This is a genomic window from Pseudomonas moraviensis, assembly GCF_900105805.1.
GTDB classification, from domain to species: domain Bacteria; phylum Pseudomonadota; class Gammaproteobacteria; order Pseudomonadales; family Pseudomonadaceae; genus Aquipseudomonas; species Aquipseudomonas moraviensis_A.
This window is the reverse complement of sequence record NZ_LT629788.1, coordinates 3,218,523-3,242,827: the sequence shown is the minus strand read 5'-3', so window position 1 is coordinate 3,242,827 and position 24,305 is coordinate 3,218,523. Positions and strand designations below refer to the sequence as shown.

Genomic DNA, 24,305 nt, shown 5'->3' with positions numbered 1-24,305 from the left:
CGACCCAGAGCCTTCGGCCGTGTCGCGCTGCGGAATAAAACGATGCCAGGTTTGCGTCCCCCGGATGGGAATAGACCCTTTGCGTGTTGGTACGACGGTTCCAGCACTTTCTGCCTGAACAGATTAGAGAAACGACCATGCATAACGTCGTCATCAGCGGCACCGGCCTGTACACACCGGCCAACAGCATCTCCAACGAAGAGCTGGTGCAGTCTTTCAATACCTACGTCGCCCAGTTCAACGCCGATCACGCCGAGGCCATTGCCAGCGGTGAAGTCCAGGCCCTGACCGAATCCAGCGCCGCGTTCATCGAAAAAGCCTCGGGCATCAAGAGCCGCTTTGTCATGGACAAGGACGGCATCCTCGATCCGCAACGCATGGCCCCGCGCCTGCCGGAACGTTCCAACGACGAATGGTCGGTGCTCTGCCAAATGGCCGTCGGTGCGGCTGAACAAGCCCTGCAACGAGCCGGCAAAACCGCAGCCGACATCGACGGCGTGATCGTTGCCTGCTCGAACCTGCAACGCGCTTATCCGGCCATCGCCATCGAAGTCCAGGAAGCACTGGGCATCGAAGGTTTCGGTTTCGACATGAACGTCGCTTGTTCTTCGGCCACCTTCGGCATCCAGGCCGCCGCCAACAGCGTGCAACTGGGCCAGGCGCGGGCGATCCTCATGGTCAACCCGGAAGTCTGCACCGGGCACCTGAACTTCCGTGACCGCGACAGCCATTTCATTTTCGGCGATGCCGCGACTGCGGTGATCATCGAACGCGCGGATCTGGCGACCTCGCCGTACCAGTTCGACGTGGTCAGCACCAAATTGCTGACCAAGTTCTCCAACAACATCCGCAACAACTTCGGCTTCCTCAATCGCGCTGCCGAGGAGGGTGTGGGCGCCCGCGACAAGCTGTTCGTGCAGGAAGGCCGCAAGGTGTTCAAGGATGTCTGCCCGATGGTTGCCGAGCTGATCGGCGAGCACCTGGAAGAGAACCAGCTCAACGTCGGCGACGTGAAACGCTTCTGGCTGCACCAGGCCAACCTGAGCATGAACCACCTGATCGTGCGCAAGCTGCTCGGCCGCGAAGCCAGCAAAGAAGAAGCGCCGGTGATTCTCGACAGCTATGCCAACACCAGCTCGGCCGGTTCGGTCATTGCCTTCCACAAATACCAGGATGACCTGGCCTCGGGTTCGCTGGCGGTGTTGAGCTCGTTCGGTGCCGGTTACTCGATTGGTAGTGTGTTGCTGCGCAAACGCTGAAACAGGTTAATTTCCCCTTAATCGCGTCGATCTTTCCTACATTCGAAGCGAGTGAAACGCTGTAATTTTTCGGACGTCGCGGCAGGTGAATACCTGCCGCGTTCATTTTCGAAGTCCGGACAAGGGGATTGATGGATGGCGGCTGATGACACCCAACTGCTCGCGCGCTTGCTGGCGGGGGAGCAAAAGGCTTTCAAGGAACTGGTTACTACCTATCAGAGCGCCATGCGAGCGGTGGCTTACGCGATTGTCGGCCAGCGTCATGTCGAGGAAGTCGTGCAGGATGCGTGGCTGTCGGTGGTGCGCCATCTGGCCAGCTTCGAGGGCCGTTCCAGCCTGAAGACCTGGTTGCTGACCATCACCGCCAACTCGGCCAAAAGTCGCTACAAGCTCAATCGCCGGGAAGTCCTGCTCGATGACCTGCCATCGCCGCATGGCACTATCGGCGACGATCGGTTTTCTTCAAGCGACGGTCACTGGCTGGTGGCGCCGTTCGCCTGGCACCAGGACACCCCCGAAGCGCTGCTCACCGAAAACGAACTGCGCGAATGCCTCGAACATACGTTGCTGAGTCTTTCCGAGTTGCAGCGCAGTGTCCTGCTGTTGCGCGAACGCCAGGGCCTGGAGCTGGAAGAGATCTGTAATCTTCTGGAGATCTCGCTCTCCAATGTCCGCGTGCTGCTGCACCGGGCACGCTTGAAGGTTTTTGCGACCGTGGAACATTTTGAGGAGACGGGAGAATGTTGACCTGCAAGGAGCAAGTAGCACGATCCAGCGATTATCTCGACGGCCAACTGAGCTTTCGCGAGACGCTGATGGTGCGTCATCACCTGTTGTTCTGCCCCAACTGCCGGCGTTTCCTGCGGCAGATGCGCTTGATGCAGGCGACGCTGAAGGCATTGCCGGAACAACCGGACGAGCATGTCGATGCGCTGGCCGAACGCCTCGCCGATCAACGACGAAAAGATAACCCCCTGTAGGAGCTGTCGAGTGAAACGAGGCTGCGATCTTTTGATCTTGTTTTCAAGATCAAGATCAAAAGATCGCAGCCTTCGGCAGCTCCTACAGGGTTTTTTTGCATCCTGCAGAAATAACCCGGTGCGGATGAAACGAACGGATGATGGGGATCGTCCCGCCCGCACTGGGCTATCACTTTTTTAGAACTTCGCTTCAGCATCCAGTTGCAGGGTGTTGGCATCTGCATCGCGCTGGCCGCGGCTGGCGAAGTCGGCCTTGGTCAGGAAGTACGTGGCGCCGACGGCGAAGTTCTTGTCGATGTCGTAACCGACCTTGAACTTGTGCCCGCGGGAACCGGTGGTGCCGTTGGCAAAGTCGGAGTCGGTGAAGGCGCCGACCACGGCGTTGCGCTGCACGTCACGGTAGTTGTAGTCGAGGTTGAAGCCGAAGACTTTCGACTTGGCGCCGAGCAACCATGCGGTGTCCTGATCGGTCACGGCATCGTTGTTCTTCACGTACTGGCCGTAGAAAGACAACGGCATTGGCAGGCCGCCGATATCGATCTGGCTGAACCCTTCATACAGACGGAATTCGTTGTTCGCCGAGTTGCCGTTGACTGCCAGCGCGCACGGCGTCGAGGTGCCGGTGCAGCGGCTGTCTTCGTCGTTCTGGTAGGCGTAGACGCTACCGCCCAAAGTCATCTTCAGGTTATCGGTGATGTTGAAGCGGCTGCCCAACTGGCCAGCGGTCAGGCGCAGATCGTGACGGAATTGCACGCCGTCGCCGTCAACGTTGTCCTTGAGGTTGTAGTTACCCAGGCTGCCGAACAGTTCGGCGCTGCCGCCCAGTGGGTACTTGTAGGTAACGGCCAGACCTTCCGGGTTGATGTCGCTGTCCCAGATCACGTCGCCCATGCTCACCCACGGTTGCAGCATCTTGCCGCCGATCACGTGCAGGTTCTTGATCTGATCGGGGTGGTAGTCGATGTAGCCGAGGTCGAGCCAGATCTGCTTCTTGTCGAAGTAGTTGTCCTGGTCCTGGTTGGTCGAACGGGCGTCGTCGCCGCCGCCGGTGGCGATACGGATGCCGGTGTCGACCTGCGGGTTGATCTCGGTGTAGGCGCCCAGACGCGCACGGATGCGCTGGCGATCCTTGTCGCGGCCGCCATTGTTCGGCTCGCCGTCGATCTTGATGGTTTCCTGACGGATGCGCACGTCACCCTTGAACTGGGTCTTGGCCGCCCAGGCCAGTTTCTGGTCGAACAGGCTCTGTTCGTTGGTCTTCTTCGCGACCGCTGCCACTTGTTCGTTGGTTTCCTGCTGCGCCTGTTGGGCGATTTGCTGAGCCTTCTGATCCTTGGCCAGTTCTGTTTGCAGCTCGATGTACTGCGCCTGGGAAATCGACCCGTTGGCCTTGAGCATGTCGAGCAGTTTGGCGTCGACTGCAGCACTGGCCGGAACGCTCATGGCCAGCAACAAGCCGCCGCACAGGGCCGCTGCAGTTTTCGTGGAAGCAAGACGCATAGCAATCTCCGAAGATGAAGGGGATGGCTGAACCATCCTGGGCACAACCGACCCGAAGGCCGGAAAACTGTGTCCGGGTTAGAACCCGGCGCTCTAAAAACAGGCGCCAGTATCGCGATGGTTTATGACAGAGCGGTGGCACAGTGATGGCAGGTTGATGACGATGCATATCCGGCGTGAACTATCGAGTTAGAGCGCTGTCGGCCGATTGAGCGTGTGCAACTGGGTCGCGATCAGCGATACTCGCCGGGCTTTGTCGCCAAGCTGTGGAGTGCCAGTGAATGCCGTTGCAACGCCTGCAAGACCTGTCAGAAATCGCCCCGGCCACTTGGGATGCGCTGGTCCCGGACAACCAGCCATTTCTGCGCCACGCCTTCCTCAGTGCGCTGGAAGACAGCGGCAGTGTCGGCCCGCATACCGGCTGGCAGCCCGAGCATTTGCTGCATATCGAAGAGGGTCGCCTGATCGCCGCGCTGCCCAGTTACCGCAAGTGGCATTCCTACGGCGAGTACGTGTTCGATCACGGCTGGGCCGACGCCTGTGCGCGTGCCGGCATCGATTACTACCCCAAGCTTTTAACGGCTGTGCCATTCAGTCCGGTGAGCGGCCCGCGCCTGCTGGCGGCCAGTGTCGAAGACGGTTTTGAATTGCTCAAGAGCCTGCCCGGCTATCTGGAGATCGAAGGGCTTTCCAGCGCGCACATCAATTTCACCGACCCGTTCACTGACGCGGCGATGGCCGAGCAACCGGGCTGGCTGCAACGCATTGGCTGTCAGTATCACTGGCAGAATCGCGGTTACCGCGACTTTCAGGATTTCCTCGATGCCCTCAGCTCACGCAAGCGCAAGCAGATGCGCAAGGAACGCGAGCAGGTAGCGGGGCAGGGCTTTGACTTCGAGTGGCTGCAAGGGCGGGAACTGGACGAGGCGCAGTGGGATTTTGTTTACGCTTGCTATGCCAACACCTACGCGGTGCGGCGTCAGGCGCCGTATCTGACCCGCGAGTTCTTCAGCCTGCTGGCCGAGCGCATGCCCGAGGCGATTCGCGTGGTCTTGGCCAAACAGGGATCACGGCCGGTAGCAATGGCCTTCAGTCTGGCCGGTGGCGACAGTTTCTACGGGCGTTACTGGGGTTGCCTGGCCGAGTTCGATCGGCTGCATTTCGAGACGTGTTTTTATCAAGGCATGGACTACGCGATCGCCCATGGCATCCAGCGTTTCGATGCCGGGGCGCAGGGCGAGCACAAGTTGATTCGCGGCTTCGAACCGGTGATCACCCATTCCTGGCACTACCTGCGCCATCCGGGGCTGAAAGCGGCGGTGGAGGATTTCCTCCAGCAAGAGCGCGCCGGGGTTCTGGCCTATGCCGAAGAGGCGAGAACGGCGTTGCCCTATCGCCAGACCTGACCTCTGTGGGAGCGAGCAGGCTCACTCCTACAGGGGAATGTGGTGCATTAGTCGATGCCGACAAAGCCTCCGGTCTGGTGCGCCCACAAACGCGCATACAGGCCGCGATGCGCAAGCAATTCGGCGTGGGTGCCGCTCTCGGCGATCTTGCCGTTCTCCAGGACCACCAGGCGATCCATCCGCGCAATGGTCGAGAGACGATGCGCAATAGCGATCACGGTTTTGCCCTGCATCAAGGTCTCGAGGCTTTCCTGAATCGCCGCTTCCACCTCAGAGTCCAGCGCCGAGGTGGCTTCGTCCATGATCAGGATCGGCGCGTCCTTGAGCAGCACCCTTGCAATCGCGATGCGCTGGCGCTGACCGCCGGACAGTTTCACCCCGCGCTCACCGACGTGCGCATCGAAACCGGTGCGGCCTTCCGCATCGGACAGCAGCGGGATGAACTCATCGGCGCGGGCCTTGTGCACCGCCTCCCACAATTCGGCGTTGGTGGCGTCGGGTTTGCCGTAAAGCAGATTGTCGCGGATCGAGCGGTGCAGCAGCGAGGTGTCCTGAGTGATCATGCCGATCCGCGCACGCAGGCTTTCCTGGCCGACTTCGGCGATGTTCTGGCCGTCGATCAGGATCCGCCCACCCTCTACGTCGTACAGGCGCAGCAACAGGTTGACCAGGGTCGATTTGCCGGCGCCGGACGGGCCGATCAAGCCGATTTTCTCGCCCGGTTTGATCGTCAGGTTGAGGTCGCCGATGATGCCTTTCTTCTTGCCGTAGTGAAAATCCACGTGCTCGAAACGCACTTCGCCCGAGGCCACGGCCAGCGGTTTGGCCTGCTCGCGGTCGGTGACGCCGACCGGTTGCGAGATGGTGCGCAGACCGTCCTGAACCATGCCGATGTTTTCGAAAATGCCGGTGACCACCCACATGATCCAGCCGGACATGTTGACGATGCGGATCACCAGACCGGTGGCCAGGGCAATCGCGCCGACGGTAATCAGCGACTGCGTCCACAGCCACAACGCCAGCGCCGTGGTGCCGACGATCAGCAGGCCGTTCATGGTGGTAATCGCCACGTCCATGCTGGTGACCACGCGACCGGCCATCTGTGCTTTGACGGTCTGTTCTTCGATGGCTTCCTTGGCATAGTGCTGTTCGAAGTTGGTGTGAGCGAACAGCTTCAGCGTGGCGATGTTGGTGTAGCCGTCGACGATGCGCCCCATCAGTTTCGAGCGCGCATCCGAGGCTTCCACCGAACGCTCTTTCACCCGTGGCACGAAGTAGTACAGCGCGCCGATGTAGGCGACGATCCAGGTCAGCAGCGGGATCATCAGGCGCCAGTCAGCTTCGGCGAACAGCACCAGCGAACTGATCGCGTAGATCACCACGTGCCACAGCGCGTCCACCGCTTGCACGGCAGAATCTCGCAGCGAGTTGCCGGTCTGCATGATGCGTTGGGCGATGCGCCCGGCGAAATCGTTCTGGAAGAAATTCAGGCTCTGCTTGAGCACGTAGCTGTGGTTCTGCCAGCGGATCATGCTGGTCATGCCGGGGCTCAGGGTCTGGTGCACCAGCAAGTCGTGCAGACCGAAGAAAATCGGTCGCAGCACCAGGGCGACCACCAGCATCCAGGTCAATTCGAGGGCATGGTCGCTGAAGAAATTCGGGTTGGGCGTGCCTTGTGCAAGGTCGATGATGCGGCTCAGGTAACTGAACAGCGCTACTTCGATCAAAGCGGCGAACAGGCCAACCACGAGCAGGGCGGCGAAACTCGGCCAGACCTGCTTCAGGTAATAGGTATAGAAGGGCCAGACACGGTCCGGCGGGGACGCCGTCGGGGCGTCGCGGAAGATATCGATCAGTTGTTCGAAACGGCGATAGAGCATCAGATAACCGCCCGGGATACGGGCTCTCCTTTTATCAGTGCGAGCGGCGCAGGCTCAGCCCGGCGCCGCTCGGTATGCCCGGCGAAACTCAGTCGATGCGCTTGGCCGACTTGATGATCACAGGGTCGGAAGGCACGTTCTGCATGCCTTGTTTGGTGATGGTCGGCGAGTTGACGATGATGTCGACGACATCCATGCCCTTGACCACTTTGGCGAACACCGCGTAACCGGCGTCACGGCCCGGATCGAGGAAAGCGTTGTCGGCAACGTTGATGAAGAACTGACTGGTCGCCGAATCAGGATTGGAAGTGCGCGCCATCGACAGGGTGCCACGAACGTTGTGCAGGCCATTGCTGGCTTCGTTCTTGATCGGCGCCTTGGTTTCTTTCTGTTGCATCTGCTGGGTGAAACCGCCGCCCTGGGCCATGAAGCCCGGGATCACGCGGTGGAAAATGGTGTTGTTGTAGAAGCCGCTGTCGACGTATTCAAGGAAATTCTTGGTGCTGATCGGCGCCTTGACCGGGTCCAGTTCGATTTCGATCTGGCCGTTGGTGGTGTCCAGCAGCACGTGGGGCGCCTTGGCCGGGGTGGCAGCCATCAGGTTGGCGGCAAACAGTACAGAGCCGGCGGCGAGGGCGAGTTTTTTCAGCATGGGTCAGTGATCCTGAGAGTGAAGGTCGGCTGTGGCGAGAAAATCCAGCAGCGTTTGATTGAAGCGTTCGGGTTGATCGAGCGGGGTGGCATGGCGCGAGTCGGCGATGACCACCAGCCGCGCATCCGGCAGCAGTTTTACATAGGTTTCCTTTAACGCCACCGGTGTGTAATCACGGTCGGCGCTGATGACGAGCGTTGGACAGGACACCCGGGAAAGTCGTTCCTGAACGCCCCAGCCGACAATCGCATCGAAGCTGGCGAGATAAGCACGTTTGTCGTTTTTTGCCCAGCGTTCGGCCATTTTCCGTCGCAGATGGGCCTGTTCCGGCTTGGGAAAAAGTTTGCTGCCGAGGGCTTTGCCGATGGTCTCCAGACTAAGCAGGCGCATCAGACTCCAGCGTTTGAACCACTGCCAGTAATCGTCGCGGCTGCGCAATTTGACTTGAGGTGCGCTGTTGACGATGGTCAGGCTCTTGAGCGCTTGCGGCTGATCGACGGCCAGCTGAAAACCGATCATCCCGCCCATCGACAGCCCGACGTAGTGCACCGGGCCGAGGCGCAGGTGTTCGATCAAGGCCAGCAGGTCGGCGCTGAATGCGGCGATGCTGTAGCGCTCGCGGGGTTTGTCCGAGCGCCCGTGGCCGCGAATGTCCGGGACGATTACCCGGTACCGCGCGGCCAGCGCCGGGATCTGCATTTCCCAATCCAGCGTGCTCGAGCCGAGCCCGTGAACCAGCAGCAACGGCGTACCGTGGCCATATTCCTCGTAGTGCAGGTTGCAACCTTCGTGCTCGAAATACGCCATCGGTGAACTCCGTGTCAGGCTTGCTCGGGGGCGGCGAACGGGGCGTCCAGCGGCAAGGTGTCGAAAGTGCGCAACAACTCGATGAGGATTTGCGTGGCCGGGCCCAAGGGTTTGTCCTTGTTCGAATACAGATAGAAACTGGAGTTGCGGCTGCCGCCCCGGTCCAACGGTAGCAGCTTGAGCGAGCCATCCTTCAATTCCCGGTCAATCATGTGCCGCGGTAGCCAGGCAAAACCCAGGCCGCTGCTGACGAAGGTCGCGGCGGTGGCGAGGCTGCCGACGGTCCAGCGCTGTTCGGCGCCGAGCCAGCCGACATCGCGCGGCTGCTGGCGACCGGAGTCGCGGATCACCACTTGCATCTGGGTTTCCAGATCCTGAAAGCTCAGCTCGCGATTGAGCCGATGCAGCGGGTGATCAGGATGGGCGACGGCGACGAATTCGACATCGCTCAACTCCGCGCCGAGGTAGCCCGGAATGCTCAGGCCGGTGATGGCCAGATCCGCGACGCCTTCGAGCAGCACTTCCTCAACGCCCGACAATACTTCTTCGCGCAGACGCACGCGGCAGCCGCGACTCTGCGGCATGAACGCGGTCAGGGCGCGGACGATCCGCGCGCTCGGGTAGGCGGCATCGACCACCAGCCGCACTTCGGCTTCCCAGCCTTGCTCCATGTGATGGGCCAGATCTTCCAACTGGCTGGCCTGTTTCACCAGTTGCCGCGAACGGCGCAGCAACACACCGCCGGCCTCGGTGAGCACGGCTTTACGGCCGTCGATGCGCAGCAACGGCACGCCGAGCTGATCCTGCATGCGGGCGACGGTGTAGCTCACCGATGACTGCGAACGGTGCAGGGCCTCGGCGGCCTGGGCGAATCCGCCGTGGTCGACCACGGCCTGCAACGTTCGCCATTGATCAAGGGTCACGCGGGGCGCTTTCATCAATAGCTCCTCTTGTCCTAAGCTGGCCGTCCCTCATGGAGACTGCCGAATGAAAAAATTCTGTTGTGTGGTGCTGGCGCTGCTGCCGTTGACCGCGTTTGCCTATCCGATCGATGTGCAAAAGGATCTCAACGGCATGAAGATCGACTACGAGACCTTCGACACCGATAACGACATCGGCTCGATCCGCGTGGCCAATTACGGTGATGTCGACGCGACCTGCCGGGCCGTATTCAGCAACGGCCCGGAAGCACCACGCACGCGCAGCATCGATGTGCCGGCCGGCAAGCACAAAAACGCCACGGCCAAGTTCACCCGCGAGATCATCAAGCTGCGCATCAAACTGACCTGCACTCCGAAATAACGGTTTCCACTTGTAGGAGTGAGCCTGCTCGCGATAGCGCTGTGTCAGTCGACATGGGTGTATCTGATACACCGCTATCGCGAGCAGGCTCGCTCCCACAGGGGTATGTGGGTTTAGCTTATAAACGAATTTATCGATGGGTTACAGCGGATATTTGCGCTTTTTCATCGATTCGACTCTGTTTAACCTTCACTCCATCGACTTACAACATTCTCGGATGGAGACTACACACCATGTCCCGCGTTCTGATCATCGAAAGCAGTGCCCGCCAGCAAGACTCGGTTTCCCGTCAACTGACCCAGACCTTCATCGCTCAGTGGAAAGCCGCGCACCCTGCCGATCAGATCACTGTGCGTGACCTCGCCTTGAACCCGGTGCCGCATCTGGACGCCAACTTGCTGGGTGGCTGGATGAAACCCGCCGAACAGCGCAACGACAGCGAACAAGCGTCGCTGGATCGTTCCAACGAATTGACTGATGAGCTGCTCGCCGCCGACTTGCTGGTGATGGCTGCACCGATGTACAACTTTGCAATCCCGAGCACGCTCAAGGCCTGGCTTGACCATGTGCTGCGTGCCGGAGTGACCTTCAAGTACACCGAGACCGGTCCGCAAGGTTTGCTCAATGGCAAGCGTGCCTTTGTGTTGACCGCTCGCGGTGGTGTGTATGCCGGTGGTCCGGCGGATCATCAGGAACCGTATCTGCGTCAGGTGATGGGTTTCATCGGGATCAACGACGTGACCTTTATCCATGCCGAGGGCATGAACCTTGGCGGTGACTTCCAGGAGAAGGGGCTGAATCAGGCCAACGCCAAATTGTCTCAGGTCGCTTGATCGGTTAATCGCCAGATAATCGCTGGATGGTCTAGTGACCTGGCGCAACCCCTTCAAGGTTCCACGCGCATCGAACCTCCCTTTGCACTTTTGCTCCTGAGTGCTGTAGCCCGATTGAACGCTTTAGCGAGATCGGGCTTTTTTTTGTCTGGGTTTTCTTGGCGGCCTTTGGGCCGACCAGGTTCTTGGGGTTTTGGGGGTATATCCGTTTTTTGCGGTGCTGCGGCTGGCGGTTCCGCTCTTACAGCGGGTCACTTTGGCAAACGCCCCAAAGTAACCAAAGGTCTGTGCCCCAACGTTCGGCCCGCTCGCTGGGGCTCGGGGTTCCTTCGCTCCGGGATCGATCCTGGCGCAGCGGCTCCGGTTTGCTTCGCTGCACCTACACTCGCTGTGTACGACTGCGTCGTACGGTCGCTGCGCTCCCCCGCCCGGATCAATCCCTCCACTCAGCCTGCCGACGGGGCGGGTGGATCAAGATCAAGAGCGGTACTCGAGCTTGCGCTCATTGTGTGGAGTGGTGGAGGGCCGGTTTTTGGCTTTTTTGGATTCGATGCGGTATTTCATGTGCGTAGCTTGCCCAAACACCTCGGTCAGTCCCCTGTCCCTCCGGGAGAGGGCCAGGGTGAGGGGCTTTTGATTTTTTCAGGCCTGAGTTCGATTCGGTATCCCAAGTCGGCGCAGCTAGCCCAAACACCTCGGTCAGTCCACTCTCACTCTGGGAGAGGGCCAGGGTGAGGGGCTTTTGATTTTTTTCAGGCCTGAGTTCGATTCGGTATCCCAAGTCGGCGCAGCTAGCCCAAACCCCTCGGTCAGTCCCCTCTCCCTCCGGGAGAGGGTTAGGGTGAGGGGCTTTTGATTCCGGCGCCGTTTGCTGTTGGAGCCTATCCGAAAAACCGCTATCGTCGCCGCCATTCGATTTTCGAGGCGAGCATGGGCTATCTACTTTTTGTCACGCTGATCCAGGCGTTTTCCTTCAGTTTGATCGGCGAGTACCTGGCCGGGCATGTCGACAGTTACTTTGCGGTGCTGGTCCGTGTGGTATTGGCCGGGCTGGTGTTTATTCCGTTGACGCGCTGGCGTTCGGTGGAGCCGGCGTTCATGCGGGGCATGTTGCTGATCGGCGCGTTGCAGTTTGGCGTGACTTACGTCTGCCTGTACCTGAGTTTCCGTGTGCTGACGGTGCCGGAGGTGTTGCTGTTCACCATTCTCACGCCGCTGCATGTGACGCTGATCGAAGACGCGCTGAACCGTCGCTTCAACCCATGGGCGCTGATTGCCGCGCTGGTGGCAGTCGGCGGTGCGGCGGTGATTCGTTTCGACAGCATCAGTCCGGACTTCTTCATGGGCTTCCTGCTGCTACAACTGGCCAACTTCACCTACGCCGCCGGGCAGGTCCTGTACAAGCATCTGGTGGCCAGGCACCCGAGTGATCTGCCGCATTACCGGCGCTTCGGTTATTTCTACCTCGGCGCATTGGCGGTGGTGCTGCCGGCGTTTCTGTTGTTCGGCAAATCGAATTTTCTCCCGGAAGCACCGCTGCAATGGGCGGTGTTGCTGTTTCTCGGGCTGGTGTCGACGGCGCTGGGCTTGTACTGGTGGAACAAGGGCGCGTGCATGGTCAACGGCGGGACGCTGGCGGTGATGAACAATCTGCATGTACCGGTAGGGTTGTTGTTGAATTTGCTGATCTGGAATCAGCATGAGGAACTGGGGAGATTGTTCCTCGGCGGCAGTGTGATTCTGATGGCGGTGTGGATCAGCCGGTTGGGTATTCGCAAATCCCAGGCCACCGCATAGCCCATGTAGGAGTGAGCCTGCTCGCGATAGCAATTGTTCAGTCGACATCGAGTTGTCTGGACTGGCGCTATCGCGAGCAGGCTCACTCCTACAGTTGGATTCGTGGGTTACATCAGGTGTTTTTCCGGCTCCGGAATATTCGCCGTGCCCAACACCGCCGGCAGCAACCCCGCGCGCAAATCCCCGCCGCTTGGCTGTTGGTACAGACTCAAGCCAAACTCCGGCAGCACCGCCAGCAGATAATCGAAAATATCCCCCTGAATCCGCTCGTAATCGGCCCACACCGTGGTGCGGGTGAAGCAGTAGATTTCCAGTGGAATGCCCTGGGCGGTGGTCTGCATCTGCCTGACCATGCAAGTCATGTTCGGCTGAATCTCCGGGTGACTCTTCAGATACGCCAAAGCGTAGGCGCGAAAGGTGCCGATATTGGTCATCCGGCGGCGGTTGGCCGACATTGCGGCGACATTGCCCTGCGCTTCGTTCCAGGCCTTGAGCTCGGCTTTCTTGCGGCCCATGTAGTCGGTCAGCAGGTGCACTTGCGAAAGCTTTTCTTCCTCGTCGTCGCGGATGAAGCGCACGCCGCTGGCGTCGATGAACAGGCTGCGCTTGATCCGCCTGCCGCCGGACTGCTGCATGCCGCGCCAGTTCTTGAACGACTCGGACATCAAGCGCCAGGTCGGGATCGAGACGATGGTTTTGTCGAAGTTCTGTACCTTGACCGTGTGCAACGTGATGTCGACCACGTCGCCATCGGCGCCGACTTGCGGCATCTCGATCCAGTCGCCAACCCGCAGCATGTCGTTGCTGGTCAGCTGCACACTGGCGACGAATGACAGCAGGGTGTCCTTGTAGACCAACAGGATCACCGCCGACATCGCACCCAGGCCCGAGAGCAGCAACAGCGGCGAACGGTCGATCAGGGTGGCGACGATGATGATCGCGCCGAACACGTACAAGACCATCTTCGCCAGTTGCACGTAGCCTTTGATCGAGCGCGTGCGCGCATGCTCGGTGCGCGCGTAGATGTCGAGCAAGGCATTGAGCAGGGCGCTGACCGAGAGCAGCAGGAAGAGGATGGTGAAGGCCAGCGCGACGTTGCCGAGAAAATTCATCGCGGTCTTGCTCAGTTCCGGCACCAGGTGCAGGCCGAACTGGATCACCAGCGACGGCGTCATTTGCGCCAGTCGTTGAAACACCTTGTTGTGGCGCAAGTCGTTGATCCAGTGCAGCGCCGGTTGGCGGCCGAGCATGCGGCTGGCGTGCAGGATCAGATAACGCGCCACGCGTCCGAGTACCAGCGCGATGACCAGCAGCACCAGCAGTGCCAGTCCCGATTGCAGCAGCGGGTGCTCTTCGAGTGTGCCCCAGAGGTCCTGGGCTTTGAGCCAGAGCTGTTTGATATCCATGAGCGAGACGTTTCTTCTGTAAGACGCGAGGGCCGATTAGAGCATTTAAGACGCTGTGTATTGCAGCGAGTGACAAATCGGGCAACAAAAAACCACTGATTGTCGGCGTTTGCACAAAGAAACTCGGCCTGAGCGCTCGAAACCGGTAACCTATGCAGCTGTTTTTTTGCATATCTTCGAGGTAGCACCCGTGTTTTCCCAATTCGCCCTGCACGAACGCCTGCTCAAAGCCGTGGCCGAGCTGAAATTTGTCGAGCCAACGCCTGTGCAAGCCGCGGCCATTCCGCTGGCGCTCCAGGGGCGTGATCTGCGGGTGACGGCGCAAACCGGTAGCGGCAAAACCGCCGCTTTCGTTCTGCCAATCCTCAATCGCCTGATCGGCCCGGCGAAGATTCGCGTCAGCATCAAGACGCTGATCCTGCTACCGACCCGTGAACTGGCCCAGCAGACTTTGAAGGAGGTTGAACGCTTCGCGCAGTTCACTTTCATCAAGTCCGGCCTGATCACTGGCGGTGAAGACTTCAAGGTACAGGCCGCAATGCTGCGCAAAGTGCCGGACATCCTCATCGGCACCCCGGGGCGGATGATCGAGCAGCTCAACGCCGGCAACCTCGACCTCAAAGAAGTCGAGGTGCTGGTGCTCGACGAAGCCGACCGCATGCTCGACATGGGTTTCGCCGAAGACGTGCAGCGTCTGGTCGATGAATGCCCGAACCGTCAGCAGACCATGCTGTTCTCCGCCACCACCGGCGGTTCCGGCCTGCGCGAGATGATCGCCAAGGTCCTGAACAACCCGGAGCACTTGCAGCTCAATGCGGTCAGTCAACTGAACTCGACGACTCGTCAGCAAATCATCACCGCCGACCACAATCAGCATAAAGAGCAGATTGTGAACTGGTTGCTGGCCAACGAGACCTACCAGAAGGCCATCGTCTTCACCAACACCCGCGCCATGGCCGATCGCATCTACGGCCGCCTGGTGGCTCAGGAATACAAGGCGTTCGTGCTGCACGGCGAGAAAGACCAGAAGGACCGCAAACTGGCGATCGATCGTCTGAAGCAGGGCGGTGTGAAGATCCTCGTTGCCACTGACGTTGCGGCCCGTGGTCTGGACGTCGACGGTCTGGATCTGGTAATCAACTTCGACATGCCACGCAGCGGTGACGAGTACGTACACCGCATCGGTCGAACCGGCCGTGCCGGCAACGATGGCCTGGCGATCTCGCTGATCTGCCACGGCGACTGGAACCTGATGTCGAGTATCGAGCGCTACCTCAAGCAGAGCTTCGAGCGCCGCACGATCAAGGAAGTCAAAGGCACCTACGGCGGCCCTAAAAAGGTCAAGGCCTCGGGCAAAGCCGTCGGCGTGAAGAAGAAAAAGACCGACGCCAAGGGCGACAAGAAGAAAACCGCCGCCAAGACACCAACCAAGCGCAAGAGCGTCAACCGTCCGAAGCCGGATTCTCTGGTGAGCAGCGACGGCATGGCCCCGCTCAAGCGTCGCAAGCCAGCAGAACCTGCGGCTGAGTAAGCTTTAGAACGCGCATAAAAAAAACCGGACATTGTCCGGTTTTTTTTCGTCCTCAACTTTCGGCCTTTTTCTCCGCCGAACCCAGTTCCTTCAAACGCTGGTCGATCAACTGGCACTTGTCGGGCACATCAGCGCTGGCCGTCTCCAGATCCATTTTCTGCAACTCGGCGTTGATCTCCTTGGCTTTTTCCGGATTCTGCTCGGTGAGCTTCGAGACTTCCTTGGCCAGTTGTTCGCGTTTGATCGTCGCCTCTTCTGGCGTACAGGCCCAGACGGGCAGGGCGCAGGCGAGAGTGGCGGCGAGGGAGAGCTTGATCAGGGTCTTCATGGGCAGGCCTCAGTTCCGGTTAAGGCGGGTTAACCGGTTGAGGGCTGAAGCCTGGCAAAAGTTCAGAAACTGTGGGGTCAGCGTTGCGCTCAATCGGCATGACAGCAACCCGACTTCGGCGCACCTTCATACCGATCATGATGCCGCACCCATTCCATGATCTCGTCCTCGTTCCTGCCCTTGGGCGTCAGATCAAGATAGTGGTAGGCGCCAACCAGCATGTCCAGGCCGCGCGCGTATGTCGAATAAGTGTGGAAAATCTCGCCTTTGTCGTTGCGATAAAACACGCTCAAACCGGGCATTTCTTCCTCGGCGCTGTCGGTCTTTTCGTAGTTGTACGTAGCCTTTCCCTCAGCGACATCTTCAGCCCGGGCGCAGACGCCGAAGTCGTAGTTGAAGTCGCAACCTTCTGACGAGACCCAGTCGAATTTCCAGCCCATGCGCTGTTTGAATGCCTGAAATTCGCTGAACGGCGCGTGGGAAACGGCGACTACCGCGACATCGTGGTGGGCCAGGTGCTGGTCGGCGCCGTCGATGTGATCGCTGAGGAACGAGCAGCCCTGGCAGCCTTCCTTCCAGCCTTTGGCGAACATGAAGTGGTAGATGATCAACTGACTGTGGTTGCCAAACAGGTCGTTGAGCTTGAGCTCGCCGTTCGGCCCCTGGAAATGGTAGTCCTTGTCGACTTTTACCCACGGCAGGGCGCGGCGCTCGGCGCTGAGGCGGTCGCGTTCGCGGGTAAAGGCTTTTTCGTGAGCCAGATGCTGTTGACGGGCGGCGAGCCATTCTTCGCGTGATACCACCGGGTGATTTGCAACGTTCATGACGATGTCTCCTGCGGGATGAGCCGGCTGTTTTGAGACTAGTCGTTCAACGGGCAGGGGAATCGACACACCGCCGGTCGGTCGGCGTGAAAATATGCGGCTGAACGGCTGCGCGGCGCTTGGGTCACAACCTTGAACGCGGCACAAATCACCCGCACCGGAGGTTGAATCAGGATGACGACTTATAACTGGGATTTGATTGAACGTTTGCTGCACGAAGTGCAGAACAGCGCGGGCCACAGCTTCGCTCCCCGCGCTTATGCCGAGGACCATGCGGCCGAGAAAGCCAGCGCCGGCGAGCCGATCGAGAATCTTGATCACCTTAAAACCGTGGCCTGCGATTACGAGAAGCTCCTGCTGGAACGTGGATTCATCGAGCCGCGTGCGGATCATGAAGGCAGTACCGGCAATAACTTCAGTCTGACACCGCGTGGCTCCAGCCTGCTGAGCCTGATCGACAGCAGCATTCCCGGCAATGACCACCCGCGCCAGGTGCTGGATGAGCAGGAAGATGCGCTGGAGGAAGCGACGTTTGATGAAGTCGCCTCAAAAGCCCAGATCGCCTGACTGACCACCGCCCTCCTGTAGGAGTGAGCCTGCTCGCGATAGCGGTCTGTCAGTTGAATATGTGCTGAATGGATAACCGCTATCGCGAGCAGGCTCACTCCTACAGGGGGATGTGTAATGTCTTAAGGTTTCTTCGCGGCCTTCAGGCATTTCAGGTCATTGAAATCCTTGCGCACGCCTTCGATCTTTTTCAGCAAGCGCTCACGTTGTTGCGGCGTGCTCTCCGCCATCAAGTCCACAAACAACGAGCGCGCCTGGGCTTCTGTGTTGGCGTAGGCCTTACGGTAATCCGCTGTCCACAACCGCTCGCGATTGACCAGAAGCGTCTCGATGCGTTGTGGGAATTCCGGACTTTTGCGTTGCGCAACGGCGGCGCTGAACTGTTGCTGCCAATGCGCACGGTTGGCGATCCATTGGGTGTTCTGATCGCCCAAAGCGTTGGTCCAGGCCACCACGCGTTGTTTTTGCGTGTCGCTCAACGGACCCAGCCAATCGTTCAAGCGCTTTTCCATGCGTTCGCCGCGTTCCTTGATTTGCTGGGCCAAGGGTGGTTTTACGTATTCCTGCTGGCGTTTGCGCAAATCCTTGGCGAAGGCGTCATTCATTTCCGCCACCTGTTTATCGTCCAGACCTTGCAGCAGCTCGATCGCCGACGGGGTGATCTCCCGGGCGGTTTCGGCGATCGCCTGTTTGGCTTCGGCGGTGCGCTCCTGCAAAGCGGCGTCGGTGACCTGGTTGCTTTCGACCATGGCCTGCAAACGATCCAGCCAGTCCAGGTAACCGGGTAACTGCGTGGTGCAGTGCCAGCTCAGGTGCTCCTTCAGTCGTTCGTTGAACCAGTCTTTCTGCTCGCCGTTCATGTCCACGTAGTCGCCGAGCGACCACGGAATGATTACGTCGAGGTTGCGGTAGGCCAGGCCCACGCGGCTGCAGGCGCCGAGGGCGAGGGTGAAGATCAGCAGGGCGGCAATCTGTTTGAACCAGCGAGACATGGGCAAATCCTTGCGAGAGCCTGGCGTCGGAAATCTGATTCTTATGTGATGCGGGATGCGCGCAGCAGTTCAGCCGATCAATAGAACGTGCGTACGGCCTTGAGCGTGACCAGGCCGTCGCACTCGCTGTTGTGCCCGGAATAGGCCGAGCAATCGCTGCCACTAAGGCTGGAATTGCTGTAGATCAGATCGAGATCGACGCCCATGAACGGCCGCGACAGTTTTACCGACCAATCGCTGAAACTGCTGATGTAGCCTCCGTCCACGGCCACCGGGCTGTTCAATTGGTGAGTGGTGTATTTCATGCTCACGCCAATGCCGAACGGCTGGTTGCCACTGAGATCGGCAAACAAGGTGTTGTTCTGTTTATCCGGGTCGTTGCTTAGAGCGATGCCAAAGCGACTGCCGAGCAGGGTCAGGCCACCGAACAGCTCCTGGCTGTCGAGCGTGTCGACGCGTGGATAGCTGTAGTGAATCATCCCGACTTCATAGCCGAGCACCTGATCGAAAGGTTGCTTGAAGCCGACGTAGGAATCGATCTCGAGGTTTTTGCCCGGCGTGATGCCCATGCTCGGCGCGTACTGGCCGAAATACACGCCGCTGTCGTGGCTCAGATCGAGGCCGCCATGGAACGAACCGACCGCCGCCGGTTTGACCAGTCCTTGGGCCATGCTGCGGCTGGGCGTGGTGCCGAGCTTGAGATCGAAGTCGCCCAGTTGACCCTGAAAAACCTGCGCGTGCGCAGTCGCGCCTGAGAGCAGGCTGACGAACAATAAACAGGGAAATGGGCGCATGCGTCACTCCATGAACCGCGAGCGCAGGGCGAATGCCTGCTGAAACGCTTGATCTAGACGCGTGCAAGGATACCGGCGAATGCTCGGCATTGATGGCCGTTCGTCGATTTTCGAGGATTTTTGTTTAAAGCGAAGGGGGGGGTGCGGTGCCAGTCCAGGCGCTTCGAAGCTCAAAGCGCCTCTGGACGGGGTAAAACCGGTATTACTTCTTGCCCAGGCTGATCTGCTTGGACGGGCCGAACGTCTGGCCACTGACGCCTTTGGCAATTTGCTGGATCTCGCCGCCGGACTTGAGGAACGCTGCGATCTGATCGTTGATCGATTCGCTGGTTTCAACGGCTGGAGCTGGCTTTGCTTTGCTGGTGGATGCTTTTACACGCATGGCGGCCATTAACCTGTAGAAAAGTAACTCGGCCAGGCATCGTACAGGAATAACTTGACAATAGCTTGGTAAATATCCCCGGGAATAACCAGGCTCAGCGCCGCATTAATGCCGGGTCGACACTATTAATATGTCGCTAACCCGCTGTTTTAAATAAGAACATCTGCTCAGACCGAGGCAAATGCGCACAGCAGTGAGCCGCCTCGCCGGACTGACGAGTGGCACCTCGCGGGGCGGTGATCAAGCAAAATCAACACGTTGAAGCAGATTTCCCGCTGCGAGGATCTGCCGCCCGACGTTCGCGGCAAAAACGGGTAGAATGCCGCCCACGTATTGAGGGTTTCGGAAATGGCTTTAGTCGGGCGTTACAACAGTTTGCAAGTGGTTAAACACACTAACTTCGGTTTATATCTGGACGGCGGTGCCGATGGCGAAATTCTTTTGCCCAACCGTTATATCCCTAAGGATATTCCCAGCGAAGATGAAGACTGGCTCAACGTATTCATCTATCTGGACAGCGAAGACAAACTTCTCGCCACCACGGAAAAACCCAAAGTCCAGGTCGGCGAATTTGCCAGCCTGAAAGTGGTTGAAGTCAACAGCATCGGCGTGTTTCTCGACTGGGGCCTGCCGAAGGATCTGTTGCTGCCGTATTCGGAAGAAAAGCGCCAGATGACCGCTGGCGAATATTGCGTGGTGCATGTCTACCTCGACAAACACACGCGCCGCATTACCGCCACCGCGCGCCTCGATCGTTATCTGGACAAGACCCCGGCCACCTACAGCCCGGGCCAGGAAGTGGATCTGCTGGTTGCCGAGGCCACCGACATGGGCTTCAAGGCGATCATCAACAACAAGCACTGGGGCTTGATCCACAAGAACGAGATCTTCAAGTTCATGCGTTCGGGCATGCGCGAGAAAGGCTTCATCAAGGAAGTGCGCGCCGACGGCAAGATCAGCCTGAGCCTGCAACCGGTTGGCCAGGAAGCCGCCAGCAGCCTGAGCTCGAAGATCCTCGGCAAGTTGCGTGAAAACGACGGCACCCTGGCGGTCAGCGACAAGAGTGATCCGGCGTTGATCAGCAGCCTGTTCGGCGTCAGCAAAGGCAACTTCAAGAAAGCCATCGGCTCGCTGTACAAGGAAGGCAAGATCGTCATCCACGCCGATCGCATTGAACTAACCTGACTCACCGCAGGCCCATGGTAGGAGCTGCCGAAGGCTCGGGCCGCGTTCGGACGATCTTTTGATCTTGATCTTGAAAATCGGCGGCTCCCACATCTAAAGGGGTGAGCCAATGAAAAAGGCGCTGATCGCATACGTCTCGACGCTACTGACGTTTCTTCTGCTCGACGGTATCTGGCTCGGGCTATTGATGGCTCCGACCTATCGCGAACTGCTCGGTTCGCTGATGCTGGAAAAACCGCTGCTGTTCCCCGCAGCGGTTTTTTATGGCCTGTACGTGATCGGCTGCGTGGTGTTCGTGGTGTTGCCGGCGCTGCGCTGGCAACGAGCTGCGAAGCTCGGTGCGCTGCTGGGGCTGGTGGCCTATGGCACTTATGACCTGACCAACTGGGCGACCTTGCGCGGCTGGTCGGCGCAGGTGAGTTTGCTGGATTGGGCGTGGGGCACAGTGGCGACTGCGGTTGCCTGCACGGTGGGTTATCTGGTGGCGAAGCGATTCGCCTGACTGATCCAAAAGCTTTATCGCCAGTGCTGACCTCTTCGCGAGCAGGCTCACTCCTACATGTTCACCGAACCCTCTGTGGGAGCGAGCCTGCTCGCGAATGACGGCGCAGCCGTCAACCATTCAGCGCTGACGTCACTGACCAACTGAATGTCTTTTCCAGACGCCTTTCTCTGCTCATCTGGTTGATAATCCCCGACACTGTTTTCTGACCAATGGATGGCCTGCCATGTTGTGCGTGTTCGAGGTGTTACGGTGAGTGCCGAGCGGCGCAATGCCGACGGTTTTGCCCTGCAAGTGATGATCGGCCTGTGCCTGATCTGGGGTGTCCAGCAAGTCCTGATCAAGTGGGCGGCGACGGACATCGCGCCGGTGATGCAAGCGGCGGGGCGCTCGGGAATTTCCGCGTTGCTGGTCGGCTTGCTGATCTGCTGGAAGGGCGGTTGGGATCAGGTCCCCAGTACTTGGCGCGGCGGGCTGCTGGCCGGCGCCCTGTTTGGTCTGGAGTTCCTGTTCATCGCCGAGGGCCTGCAACTGACCACTGCCGCGCACATGTCGGTGTTCCTCTATACCGCGCCGATCTTCACCGCACTCGGCGTGCATTTCCTCCTCGCCAGCGAACGCCTGCGCCCGCTGCAATGGCTGGGGATTCTGCTGGCTTTCATCGGCATCGCGATTGCCTTCGCCGGCGGTGTGTCGTGGGACAACCTCGACCGCCGCATGCTCCTGGGCGATGCCTTCGGCGTGCTCGCGGGCGCCTGTTGGGGCGCGACCACTGTAGTGGTGCGCGCCTCGCGACTGTCGGAAGCGCCGGTGACGCTGACCTTGTTTTATCAATTGCTGGTCGGCTTCCTCGGCCTGCTGCTGATCGCGCTGTTCAGCGGCCAGATCACGCATGTCAGCCTGACCACTGTGGCGGTAGCCAGCGTGCTGTTCCAGGGCCTGGTGGTGTCTTTTTTCAGTTACCTGGTGTGGTTCTGGCTGCTGCGTCGTTATCTGGCGGCCAACCTGGCGGTGTTCTCGTTCATGACGCCGTTGTTCGGCGTGACCTTCGGCGTGCTGTTGCTCGGTGAAGCGTTGAGCCTGAACTTCGTCATCGGCGCCGTGCTGGTGCTGCTCGGCATCACTTTTGTCAGCGCCGAGCAGTGGCTGCGTCGGCGTTTGCGCAAGGCGCTGGGCCAGTAGCTTTTAGCTGCATCGCCAGCGCGCCTGCCGCCAACAGGCCTGCGCCGGCGATCAGCAGCGCCGGTTGCAAACCGCCGCTGAAATGGCTGCTCAGCGCCGCCAGCAACGGGCCGCTGAGCTGGCCGACGGCGAAGCACGCCGTGAGCATTCCAGCATTGCGTTGAGTGGCGTGGGGTGCCAGTTCCCGCGAGCGCTGCATCACCAGTTGCATGCAGGCCAGAAACGGCGTGCCGCAGAGGATCACCCCCAACGCCAGGCCGAGCCCGCTGCCCAGCAGACAGGCGAACACGCCGGCCGCTTGCAGCCACAACGTCGCCATCAGCCAGTGCCGCGTGGTCTCGGGATCATGCCGACGCAGGCTCACCAGCCACACACCGAGCGCCGCGCCGAGGCCGAAGCACGGCCAGAACAGATCCGCCTGCCACTGGCCATGAAACTGCGCGTTGGCCATCTGCGCCAGAAACGTCGCCGGAATGATGTAGCCGATGCCGTAGAGCGCATACACCAGTGCCAGTCGGCCAATCTCTCGGTTAGCTGATGTCGCAGGGGCGATCGCCGTCTCCTTTATCGCCGCGGGCTGCGGCAACAACCGCCAGACGCCAAGCATCATCAGCAATGCGGCGGCTGCGTAAATCAGCCACAGCGTCGCTGATGTCTGCTGCAACCGATGTGAGACCAGTGCCAGCAATCCTGTGAGAAAAATCCCCAGACCCGGCCCTGCGAAAACCAGAGCGCCCCAGCGCGGACGACCTGCTGCCGCCGCCAGCGGCTGACTGATCGAAGTGATCATTACCACCACCCAGGCACTTGCCACCCCGGTACCAAAGCGCAACAGCAGGTGCGACCAGAAACCGTTGGCCCAGAAAGACGCCAGTGTCAGCAGCACGCACAGCCACAGCCCGCCATGCAGCCGTCGCTGCACCTGTCGCGGACGCTGGGCGAACATCGCATCCAGCGCCCCGAGCAGATAGCCGAGATAGTTGGCGGCTGCGATCAGACCGGCGGCGGTGAGGTCTATCTGCCCTTCGCTGAGCAGGTGCGGCATCTGAGGCGTCAGGGCGAAACGGCCGATGCCCATGGCCAGCATCAGGGCAACGAAGCAGGCAGATAAACGTATCAACGGCGACATGGTCGGGCTTCCGTCAGAGGAACAATGACCGTCAGGCTAGGACTGATTGACTTTCTTTAAAATTGAATAATAGTGAGTAACTTGTTCTGTTCAGGAGAAAGCAGGTGGAATTCAGTCAGTTGCGGATTTTTCAGGCAGTCGCCGAAGAAGGCTCGATCACCCGCGCTGCCGAGCGCCTGCATCGCGTGCCATCGAACCTGTCGACGCGGCTGAAACAGCTCGAAGAGCAGCTGGGTGTCGAACTGTTCGTCCGCGAGCGGCAGCGCCTGCAGTTGTCGCCGGCGGGCAAGGTTTTGCTCGACTACACCGGGAAACTGTTTGCCCTGCGCGATCAGGCCAGCGCGGCGGTGATGGGCGGGCAACCGGCCGGTGACTTCGTGCTGGGCACCATGTACAGCACGGCGGCGATCCATCTGCCGGCGTTGCTGGCGCGTTATCACAAGCAGTACCCGATGGTGAATTTGCAGGTGCAATCGGCGCCGACCGGCGAATTGCTCGAAGGCTTGCTCACCGGCCGCCTCGACGCGGCATTGGTTGACGGGCCACTGGAACTGGCCGGCCTCGATGGCGTGCCGCTTTGCGAGGAACGCTTGGTGCTGATCACCGAAATCGACCATCCACCGGTGCGCAGCGCGCGGGACGTGGAAGGGCGCGCGGTGTTTACCTTTCGTCAGGGCTGCTCCTACCGCATGCGCCTGGAGGCTTGGTTTTCTCACTACCATGCGGCGATGGGCCGGCCGATGGAAATCGAGTCGTATCAGGGCATGCTCGCCTGTGTGATCGCCGGCAGCGGTGTGGCACTGATGGCCGAGTCGATGCTCGCCAGCCTGCCGGGCCGCGAAAGCGTCGCCGTGCATCCGCTGGCCGAACCGTTCGCGGGTGCGACAACGTGGCTCATGTGGCGCAAGGGCATGGCCGGGGCCAACCTGAACGCCTGGATCGACGTGCAGCAAGCGGTCTATCCCGTGGCTTTGGATGAAGTGCGTGAAACAGCGTGAACCAATCGCCGCGGATCCTGTTCAATTCAGTAACAGATCATTGCGGATTTGGCCGAGCATTGCGTAGGA

Annotated in this window: 25 protein-coding genes; 13 read left to right on the top strand and 12 right to left on the bottom strand. The window is 59.7% G+C overall.

Annotation, left to right across the window (positions count from 1 at the left end; all coding sequences use genetic code 11):
* The first annotated feature begins 137 nt into the window (after nucleotides 1-137).
* The 3 genes from BLU71_RS14360 (at nucleotide 138) to BLU71_RS14350 (ending at nucleotide 2,239) form a co-directional block, all read left to right on the top strand.
* The gene (locus BLU71_RS14360) at nucleotides 138-1,259 is read left to right on the top strand and encodes a beta-ketoacyl-ACP synthase III (RefSeq protein WP_083353350.1); all 1,122 of its coding nucleotides are present in this window, start codon (nucleotides 138-140) and stop codon (nucleotides 1,257-1,259) included.
* Between the two features lie 135 nt (nucleotides 1,260-1,394).
* Entirely contained in the window at nucleotides 1,395-2,006 is a 612-nt protein-coding gene (locus tag BLU71_RS14355) for an RNA polymerase sigma factor (RefSeq protein ID WP_065617442.1), read from the top strand.
* On the top strand, nucleotides 2,000-2,239 hold the full coding sequence (locus BLU71_RS14350) for an anti-sigma factor family protein (protein WP_042607451.1): 240 nt from the start codon (nucleotides 2,000-2,002) through the stop codon (nucleotides 2,237-2,239). Before BLU71_RS14355 ends, BLU71_RS14350 begins: the two co-directional genes overlap by 7 nt.
* Before the next feature lie 177 nt (nucleotides 2,240-2,416).
* Here the strand turns inward: BLU71_RS14350 and BLU71_RS14345 are convergent, their stop codons facing one another.
* Nucleotides 2,417-3,739, bottom strand: coding sequence for a putative porin (locus BLU71_RS14345; protein ID WP_039760990.1), 1,323 nt, complete (start codon nucleotides 3,737-3,739; stop codon nucleotides 2,417-2,419).
* A 281-nt stretch (nucleotides 3,740-4,020) separates the two neighbouring features.
* Here BLU71_RS14345 and BLU71_RS14340 point away from each other — a divergent pair, with 281 nt between their 5' ends.
* A complete protein-coding gene (locus BLU71_RS14340; protein ID WP_083353349.1) occupies nucleotides 4,021-5,145 on the top strand; it encodes a GNAT family N-acetyltransferase in 1,125 nt (374 codons plus the stop codon).
* A gap of 47 nt (nucleotides 5,146-5,192) precedes the next feature.
* On the opposite strand, the gene BLU71_RS14335 is transcribed toward BLU71_RS14340, so the two are convergent.
* The 4 genes from BLU71_RS14335 to BLU71_RS14320 all read right to left on the bottom strand — a co-directional run bounded on the left by BLU71_RS14335 (nucleotide 5,193) and on the right by BLU71_RS14320 (nucleotide 9,422).
* Nucleotides 5,193-7,025 carry an ABC transporter ATP-binding protein gene (locus tag BLU71_RS14335; protein ID WP_083353348.1) on the bottom strand — a complete coding sequence of 611 codons (1,833 nt, stop codon included), beginning with the start codon at nucleotides 7,023-7,025 and terminating at the stop codon, nucleotides 5,193-5,195.
* Between the two features lie 88 nt (nucleotides 7,026-7,113).
* A complete protein-coding gene (locus tag BLU71_RS14330) occupies nucleotides 7,114-7,677 on the bottom strand; it encodes a peptidylprolyl isomerase (protein ID WP_042607454.1) in 564 nt (187 codons plus the stop codon).
* A gap of 3 nt (nucleotides 7,678-7,680) precedes the next feature.
* Nucleotides 7,681-8,484, bottom strand: coding sequence for an alpha/beta fold hydrolase (locus BLU71_RS14325; RefSeq protein ID WP_083353347.1), 804 nt, complete (start codon nucleotides 8,482-8,484; stop codon nucleotides 7,681-7,683).
* Between the two features lie 14 nt (nucleotides 8,485-8,498).
* Complete coding sequence (locus BLU71_RS14320; protein ID WP_016771199.1) at nucleotides 8,499-9,422, bottom strand: LysR family transcriptional regulator; 924 nt, start codon at nucleotides 9,420-9,422, stop codon at nucleotides 8,499-8,501.
* A gap of 49 nt (nucleotides 9,423-9,471) precedes the next feature.
* Between BLU71_RS14320 and BLU71_RS14315 the strand changes: the two genes are divergently transcribed.
* The 3 genes from BLU71_RS14315 to BLU71_RS14305 all read left to right on the top strand — a co-directional run bounded on the left by BLU71_RS14315 (nucleotide 9,472) and on the right by BLU71_RS14305 (nucleotide 12,416).
* Entirely contained in the window at nucleotides 9,472-9,786 is a 315-nt protein-coding gene (locus BLU71_RS14315) for a 3-phosphoglycerate kinase (protein WP_083353346.1), read from the top strand.
* Between the two features lie 233 nt (nucleotides 9,787-10,019).
* Nucleotides 10,020-10,619 carry an FMN-dependent NADH-azoreductase gene (locus BLU71_RS14310; RefSeq protein ID WP_083353345.1) on the top strand — a complete coding sequence of 200 codons (600 nt, stop codon included), beginning with the start codon at nucleotides 10,020-10,022 and terminating at the stop codon, nucleotides 10,617-10,619.
* A gap of 930 nt (nucleotides 10,620-11,549) precedes the next feature.
* The gene (locus BLU71_RS14305; RefSeq protein ID WP_065617493.1) at nucleotides 11,550-12,416 is read left to right on the top strand and encodes a carboxylate/amino acid/amine transporter; all 867 of its coding nucleotides are present in this window, start codon (nucleotides 11,550-11,552) and stop codon (nucleotides 12,414-12,416) included.
* Nucleotides 12,417-12,523: 107 nt separating this feature from the next.
* Here the strand turns inward: BLU71_RS14305 and BLU71_RS14300 are convergent, their stop codons facing one another.
* Nucleotides 12,524-13,822, bottom strand: coding sequence for a mechanosensitive ion channel family protein (locus tag BLU71_RS14300; protein WP_042607459.1), 1,299 nt, complete (start codon nucleotides 13,820-13,822; stop codon nucleotides 12,524-12,526).
* A 190-nt stretch (nucleotides 13,823-14,012) separates the two neighbouring features.
* Here BLU71_RS14300 and BLU71_RS14295 point away from each other — a divergent pair, with 190 nt between their 5' ends.
* Entirely contained in the window at nucleotides 14,013-15,353 is a 1,341-nt protein-coding gene (locus BLU71_RS14295) for a DEAD/DEAH box helicase (protein ID WP_039761006.1), read from the top strand.
* Between the two features lie 52 nt (nucleotides 15,354-15,405).
* Here BLU71_RS14295 and BLU71_RS14290 read toward each other — a convergent pair whose 3' ends face one another.
* On the bottom strand, nucleotides 15,406-15,681 hold the full coding sequence (locus BLU71_RS14290) for a hypothetical protein (RefSeq protein WP_042607461.1): 276 nt from the start codon (nucleotides 15,679-15,681) through the stop codon (nucleotides 15,406-15,408).
* 89 nt (nucleotides 15,682-15,770) lie between these two features.
* Nucleotides 15,771-16,505 (bottom strand): DUF899 domain-containing protein, encoded by a 735-nt coding sequence (locus BLU71_RS14285; RefSeq protein WP_083353344.1) that lies wholly within the window; start codon nucleotides 16,503-16,505, stop codon nucleotides 15,771-15,773.
* Nucleotides 16,506-16,679: 174 nt separating this feature from the next.
* On the opposite strand from BLU71_RS14285, the gene BLU71_RS14280 reads away from it, so the two are divergent.
* A complete protein-coding gene (locus BLU71_RS14280) occupies nucleotides 16,680-17,072 on the top strand; it encodes a transcriptional regulator (RefSeq protein ID WP_083353343.1) in 393 nt (130 codons plus the stop codon).
* Between the two features lie 122 nt (nucleotides 17,073-17,194).
* Here the strand turns inward: BLU71_RS14280 and BLU71_RS14275 are convergent, their stop codons facing one another.
* The 3 genes from BLU71_RS14275 to BLU71_RS14265 all read right to left on the bottom strand — a co-directional run bounded on the left by BLU71_RS14275 (nucleotide 17,195) and on the right by BLU71_RS14265 (nucleotide 19,249).
* Nucleotides 17,195-18,064 (bottom strand): DUF6279 family lipoprotein, encoded by an 870-nt coding sequence (locus tag BLU71_RS14275; RefSeq protein ID WP_042607464.1) that lies wholly within the window; start codon nucleotides 18,062-18,064, stop codon nucleotides 17,195-17,197.
* 77 nt (nucleotides 18,065-18,141) lie between these two features.
* On the bottom strand, nucleotides 18,142-18,858 hold the full coding sequence (locus BLU71_RS14270; protein ID WP_083353342.1) for a TorF family putative porin: 717 nt from the start codon (nucleotides 18,856-18,858) through the stop codon (nucleotides 18,142-18,144).
* 202 nt (nucleotides 18,859-19,060) lie between these two features.
* Nucleotides 19,061-19,249: a hypothetical protein gene (locus BLU71_RS14265; protein WP_016985943.1), complete on the bottom strand. Its 189-nt coding sequence runs from the start codon at nucleotides 19,247-19,249 to the stop codon at nucleotides 19,061-19,063.
* Nucleotides 19,250-19,588: 339 nt separating this feature from the next.
* On the opposite strand from BLU71_RS14265, the gene BLU71_RS14260 reads away from it, so the two are divergent.
* The 3 genes from BLU71_RS14260 to BLU71_RS14250 all read left to right on the top strand — a co-directional run bounded on the left by BLU71_RS14260 (nucleotide 19,589) and on the right by BLU71_RS14250 (nucleotide 22,109).
* Nucleotides 19,589-20,425, top strand: coding sequence for a S1 RNA-binding domain-containing protein (locus BLU71_RS14260; RefSeq protein ID WP_016771157.1), 837 nt, complete (start codon nucleotides 19,589-19,591; stop codon nucleotides 20,423-20,425).
* Nucleotides 20,426-20,534: 109 nt separating this feature from the next.
* The gene (locus BLU71_RS14255) at nucleotides 20,535-20,927 is read left to right on the top strand and encodes a DUF2177 family protein (RefSeq protein ID WP_064362496.1); all 393 of its coding nucleotides are present in this window, start codon (nucleotides 20,535-20,537) and stop codon (nucleotides 20,925-20,927) included.
* Nucleotides 20,928-21,179: 252 nt separating this feature from the next.
* Nucleotides 21,180-22,109, top strand: coding sequence for a DMT family transporter (locus tag BLU71_RS14250; RefSeq protein ID WP_042607467.1), 930 nt, complete (start codon nucleotides 21,180-21,182; stop codon nucleotides 22,107-22,109).
* Here the strand turns inward: BLU71_RS14250 and BLU71_RS14245 are convergent.
* Nucleotides 22,057-23,238 carry an MFS transporter gene (locus BLU71_RS14245; protein WP_083353341.1) on the bottom strand — a complete coding sequence of 394 codons (1,182 nt, stop codon included), beginning with the start codon at nucleotides 23,236-23,238 and terminating at the stop codon, nucleotides 22,057-22,059. The genes BLU71_RS14250 and BLU71_RS14245 overlap by 53 nt on opposite strands.
* Before the next feature lie 104 nt (nucleotides 23,239-23,342).
* On the opposite strand from BLU71_RS14245, the gene ptrR reads away from it, so the two are divergent.
* Complete coding sequence (ptrR, locus tag BLU71_RS14240; protein ID WP_065617434.1) at nucleotides 23,343-24,236, top strand: putrescine utilization regulator PtrR; 894 nt, start codon at nucleotides 23,343-23,345, stop codon at nucleotides 24,234-24,236.
* Nucleotides 24,237-24,305 lie beyond the last annotated feature (69 nt).

Coding starts and splice junctions, on each gene's coding strand:
- BLU71_RS14360 (WP_083353350.1), top strand. CDS start 138: ATGCATAACGTCGTCATCAGCGGCACCGGCCTGTACACACCGGCCAAC.
- BLU71_RS14355 (WP_065617442.1), top strand. CDS start 1,395: ATGGCGGCTGATGACACCCAACTGCTCGCGCGCTTGCTGGCGGGGGAG.
- BLU71_RS14350 (WP_042607451.1), top strand. CDS start 2,000: ATGTTGACCTGCAAGGAGCAAGTAGCACGATCCAGCGATTATCTCGAC.
- BLU71_RS14345 (WP_039760990.1), bottom strand. CDS start 3,739: ATGCGTCTTGCTTCCACGAAAACTGCAGCGGCCCTGTGCGGCGGCTTG.
- BLU71_RS14340 (WP_083353349.1), top strand. CDS start 4,021: ATGCCGTTGCAACGCCTGCAAGACCTGTCAGAAATCGCCCCGGCCACT.
- BLU71_RS14335 (WP_083353348.1), bottom strand. CDS start 7,025: ATGCTCTATCGCCGTTTCGAACAACTGATCGATATCTTCCGCGACGCC.
- BLU71_RS14330 (WP_042607454.1), bottom strand. CDS start 7,677: ATGCTGAAAAAACTCGCCCTCGCCGCCGGCTCTGTACTGTTTGCCGCC.
- BLU71_RS14325 (WP_083353347.1), bottom strand. CDS start 8,484: ATGGCGTATTTCGAGCACGAAGGTTGCAACCTGCACTACGAGGAATAT.
- BLU71_RS14320 (WP_016771199.1), bottom strand. CDS start 9,422: ATGAAAGCGCCCCGCGTGACCCTTGATCAATGGCGAACGTTGCAGGCC.
- BLU71_RS14315 (WP_083353346.1), top strand. CDS start 9,472: ATGAAAAAATTCTGTTGTGTGGTGCTGGCGCTGCTGCCGTTGACCGCG.
- BLU71_RS14310 (WP_083353345.1), top strand. CDS start 10,020: ATGTCCCGCGTTCTGATCATCGAAAGCAGTGCCCGCCAGCAAGACTCG.
- BLU71_RS14305 (WP_065617493.1), top strand. CDS start 11,550: ATGGGCTATCTACTTTTTGTCACGCTGATCCAGGCGTTTTCCTTCAGT.
- BLU71_RS14300 (WP_042607459.1), bottom strand. CDS start 13,822: ATGGATATCAAACAGCTCTGGCTCAAAGCCCAGGACCTCTGGGGCACA.
- BLU71_RS14290 (WP_042607461.1), bottom strand. CDS start 15,681: ATGAAGACCCTGATCAAGCTCTCCCTCGCCGCCACTCTCGCCTGCGCC.
- BLU71_RS14285 (WP_083353344.1), bottom strand. CDS start 16,505: ATGAACGTTGCAAATCACCCGGTGGTATCACGCGAAGAATGGCTCGCC.
- BLU71_RS14280 (WP_083353343.1), top strand. CDS start 16,680: ATGACGACTTATAACTGGGATTTGATTGAACGTTTGCTGCACGAAGTG.
- BLU71_RS14275 (WP_042607464.1), bottom strand. CDS start 18,064: ATGTCTCGCTGGTTCAAACAGATTGCCGCCCTGCTGATCTTCACCCTC.
- BLU71_RS14270 (WP_083353342.1), bottom strand. CDS start 18,858: ATGCGCCCATTTCCCTGTTTATTGTTCGTCAGCCTGCTCTCAGGCGCG.
- BLU71_RS14265 (WP_016985943.1), bottom strand. CDS start 19,249: ATGGCCGCCATGCGTGTAAAAGCATCCACCAGCAAAGCAAAGCCAGCT.
- BLU71_RS14260 (WP_016771157.1), top strand. CDS start 19,589: ATGGCTTTAGTCGGGCGTTACAACAGTTTGCAAGTGGTTAAACACACT.
- BLU71_RS14255 (WP_064362496.1), top strand. CDS start 20,535: ATGAAAAAGGCGCTGATCGCATACGTCTCGACGCTACTGACGTTTCTT.
- BLU71_RS14245 (WP_083353341.1), bottom strand. CDS start 23,238: ATGTCGCCGTTGATACGTTTATCTGCCTGCTTCGTTGCCCTGATGCTG.